Source organism: Campylobacter sp. LMG 17559, assembly GCF_024723605.1.
Taxonomy (GTDB): Bacteria; Campylobacterota; Campylobacteria; order Campylobacterales; family Campylobacteraceae; genus Campylobacter_D.
Map to the genome: position 1 here is coordinate 1 of NZ_JANQCZ010000067.1, position 319 is coordinate 319.

A 319-nucleotide genomic window follows, 5' to 3' on the forward strand; every position below is an offset into this window, starting at 1 on the left:
AGGTGGAGTTAGAGCTGCTAGTTTGGCTTGTAAAACTAAAGTATCTAGCCACAATTTTACTTCTTTTTGCGTCCAATCACTTGGGATATTATCGCCATAACCATTTAACATCCCATTTTTATAAGCATCTCTTTTATATTCAAATTCCCACCTACTCTCTGGAGTAGAATCTATATCTCTTGGATCTTTTAATTTACCTTTTAAAACATCATCATCTAAAGCCCTAATAATTCTACCTGTTTCATCATAAGCAAAATCATATTTATTTATATCAATAATCCAGTCCACTCCTATAAGTTCATCTAAGAAAGGAAGCATA

At 32.3% G+C, this 319-nt stretch carries 1 pseudogene; it reads right to left on the reverse strand.

The features are described from left to right. Positions 1-319 (reverse strand): annotated as a pseudogene (locus CAMP5082_RS08335) (hypothetical protein); the annotation flags it as partial.